Raw genomic sequence first — 2,898 nt, 5'->3', positions numbered from 1 at the left:
CGCCGTAAAGGTCTTTTTCCAAACTATCCATCTGTGCGCTCCTAGCTGCTCCCTTCCGAATTCGGGCTCCGTTCTTCCGCGTCGAGGCGCGCTTGCGCCGATTCCGGACCCTGAAGAATTCACTCCGTTCATTATAGACCAAAGTTTCTTATGGCTAACAATCATGTCAAGGAGGATTACCAATGGAAGCAGAAAGCTCTCGTCCGGCAAGTGGAAGATGGACCACGCGCGATATCCTGACGTTCGTTGTGTTCAACCTCATCATCGTGTTCGTTACCATGGCGGCAAAGATGATCGAGGATATGCTGCTCGCTCCCCAGAACACGTTCTTTGTGGGATCGTGGCTGTTCCCCCTGCTCTCGACTCCGTTCTATGTCGTGATGGCGGACCGTATTGGAAAGCAGGGCGTGCTGGCTGCGTCGATCCTGGTGTTCGGCGTTCTCTACACGTTCATGGGAGGGCTTTACTGCGCGCCTGTCGCCGTTGTGGGCGCCATCGTCGGCGAGCTGGTCATGTGGGGCAAGGGCTCCTATCACGATATCAAGCGCATCGTTGGCGGCTATATCGTGTACTGGGTGACGTTCGGCTTCTATGGCATCATGCCCTACCTTCTTTTCCGCGAGGCCTACATGGAGCAGCTTGGGACCTACTACGAGGCGGCCGACGTCGCAGCCATGGTGGCGCAGTACACCGAACTTCCCTGGATTCTCCTCATGATGGCGATGTTCGCCGCGGGCACGCTCGTCGGAGGGCTGATCGGCTCCAAGTTCCTGAAAAAGCACGTCCGCAAAGCGAAAATCGCGTGAGCGGCGCAGCGAAGGCGGACATCCGGACGGGGGTCTTGGGGCTCGACCCTCGCACGCATCTCGCTTCTTTCCTTGCCGTAGGCATATCGGCCATGTTGGTTACCGGGCTCCTCGAAACCGTGCTGCTGCAGGTTGTATCTGCGGTGTATCTCGCGGGCAACGGAAGACAGAGACTTGCCATCAAGGCATGTGCGAGCTTCGCTGTCGTGTGCGGTTTGAGCTTCCTGCCGCTTTCGGGGTTGTACGGAGCCCTTTTCGTGAGCGTCCTGCACATGGTTCCGCCGTTCACGGTCGGATGCGCATTCTTCTCGCTTTCGCCCTCGGCGATCATGTGCGCGCTTGATCGTTGGCGCTTCCCTCAGGGGGTGATTGTGGGAATCTGCATGGTGTTCAGGTTTGCCTCAGTGCTTTCCTTCGAGATCCGCTCGATTGTTCGCGGAATCAGGATGCGTGGGATATTCCCCCGCGCCCTCGAAGCGATCAGGCATCCTGCGCTGACCTATGAATGCGTTTACACGCCGCTCGTCATGCGTTCGTTGAGGCTTTCGAGCGAGCTTGCCGCCTCCGCAGAGCTGCGGGGAATAGAAATAGGCCGAGGCAGAACGTCCGTGTATCACGTTGGGTTCTCCGCGCGCGATGCGGTGTGCGCTCTCGTCGTTGCTGCCGCTTCTGCTGCAATCTACGCAATGGGGGTGATTGCATGAGTGCGTCGCATGCGGTTGTCTTGGACGGGGTTTCGTTCCGCTATCTCGACGAGGCGGAACTCGCCGCGCAAGAGCGGCCTGAAGAGAGTCACGAAAGTTGCGTGCGCGGGGTGAAACTCGATATTCCTGCCGGCACGTGCACGATTCTCTGCGGCCGGTCGGGCGACGGCAAATCGACCGTTCTACGCTTGATCGACGGCCTGGCGGGAACCTTCTTCCCGGGAGAGCGGAAGGGCGCTGTTCTTGTGGGAGGGGCGGACGTACTCGACATTTCGCCTCGGCAACGTACCGAAAGCATGGGCGTTGTCATGCAGGACCCAAGGAGCCAATTCTTCATGGGGACCGTCGCCGATGAGATAGCTTTCTCCCTCGAGAATCTGGGAATAGACCCTTCGACTACGGTTGAGAGGGTTCGGGAGGCGGCGAATCTTTGCGGAGTGGATGGCCTCCTTACTGAAAAACTCACCGAGCTGTCAAGCGGGCAGAAGCAGCGCGTGGCGCTTGCCGCCGCTATAGCGTGCCGCCCGAGAATCCTCGTGCTCGATGAGCCCACGTCAAATCTCGATAGGGCGGGTTCGGAAGGGCTCGTCGGGATCCTGGCGCGCCTGAAGGAAGAAGGCGTTGCGATTGTTGTCTCGGAGCATCGGCTCCACCGATTCCTCCCAGTCGCCGACCAGTTCGTGTGCATGAGGTCGGGGCGCATTGCCGCCCGATGGAGCGCCAGAGAGTTTGCCACGCTTTCCAACGACGACGTTGCGGAGTTCGGTCTTAGGCATCCGGGCATGAGGATCGAGAAGCGCGATGAGCCGAAGGCCAATGTTCCCGCGTGGCGTTTGGAGGAAGCGACCTACGTCTACCCCTCCACCAAGCGCGGGATACGGCAGGTCAGTGCTGAGTTTCCTCTTGGAGCGGTGACGGTTGTGTGCGGCGGGAACGGAACGGGCAAGACGACCCTCGCAAAAGTCCTGGTGGGCGCGGCACGTGAGCAGAGGGGCTGCGTAATGAGGGAGGGGGTCCGGCTTTCCCCGAAGGAGAGGCGGCGCTTGAGCTACTTCGTGATGCAGGATGCCGACTACCAGCTCTATGCGGCGAGCGTTGCCGACGAGGTGGTTCTCGGGCGCAAGGTGGACGAGTCGCTCAGGAAAAGGGCGTGGGAGGCGCTAGAAGCGTTCGATCTCGCAGATCTTGCAGATCGTCATCCGGCGAGCCTTTCAGGCGGGCAGAAGCAGCGCGTGACTTTGGCTGCGGCGTACTGTTCGGATGCGGAGCTCGTCGTTCTTGATGAGCCTACGAGCGGGCTGGACGGACGCGGCATGCAGGAAGTCGCGAAATGGTGCAGAAAGCTTGCTTCTGACGGCAAAGCGGTGGTCGTTATCACCCATGACGAA

3 protein-coding genes are annotated in these 2,898 nt (G+C 59.8%); all 3 read left to right on the top strand.

Annotation, left to right across the window (positions count from 1 at the left end):
* Positions 1-182 precede the first annotated feature (182 nt).
* On the top strand, positions 183-806 hold the full coding sequence (locus tag Q0J60_RS03185) for an MptD family putative ECF transporter S component (protein ID WP_157004964.1): 624 nt from the start codon (positions 183-185) through the stop codon (positions 804-806).
* Complete coding sequence (locus Q0J60_RS03180; protein WP_294438785.1) at positions 803-1,510, top strand: energy-coupling factor transporter transmembrane protein EcfT; 708 nt, start codon at positions 803-805, stop codon at positions 1,508-1,510. Before Q0J60_RS03185 ends, Q0J60_RS03180 begins: the two co-directional genes overlap by 4 nt.
* A partial coding sequence (locus tag Q0J60_RS03175; RefSeq protein ID WP_294438784.1) for an ABC transporter ATP-binding protein occupies positions 1,507-2,898 on the top strand: 1,392 nt, incomplete at its 3' end. The genes Q0J60_RS03180 and Q0J60_RS03175, both read left to right, overlap by 4 nt.

Origin of the sequence: uncultured Slackia sp. (assembly GCF_944321625.1) — a bacterium.
Classification (GTDB): Bacteria; Actinomycetota; Coriobacteriia; order Coriobacteriales; family Eggerthellaceae; genus Slackia.
This window is presented reverse-complemented; position numbering and strand designations above follow the sequence as displayed.